Source organism: Hungatella sp. SL.1.14 (genome assembly GCF_024460495.1).
Taxonomy (GTDB): Bacteria; Bacillota; Clostridia; order Lachnospirales; family Lachnospiraceae; genus Hungatella; species Hungatella hathewayi.
Genome location: NZ_JANFYJ010000285.1, coordinates 1 through 305, shown reverse-complemented (window position 1 = coordinate 305; position 305 = coordinate 1). Strand labels below are relative to the sequence as shown.

Here is a 305-nt window from a genome sequence, read left to right as displayed (position 1 = left end):
GTGATGGAATCAGGAAGCAGATACGCGCGGACTTTCCCCATGTATACAATAATCATACCCCGGATCCGCTCTACCCGTCCGATATTTTCCCAGATACCCCCAGAAACAGGCCGCCACCACGCGGACGGAGGAGGCGATCAGTCCAAGGAAGGTGATATAGGTGTAGTCCAGAGAAAGCCCTGTTACTATGTATACACTGAAAAATGGTCCGGCTACCTGCAGCGCCAGATTCCAGAACATGTAGAGGCCGATGATCTTTCGGTATTCGCTGTCGAAAAGCGGATCGATGACAGCGGCCTTTAAGC

At 52.1% G+C, this 305-nt stretch carries 1 pseudogene; it reads right to left on the bottom strand.

The annotated features are described in order from the left end of the window. Positions 1-9 precede the first annotated feature (9 nt). Positions 10-305 (bottom strand): annotated as a pseudogene (locus NE473_RS31015) (hypothetical protein); the annotation flags it as partial.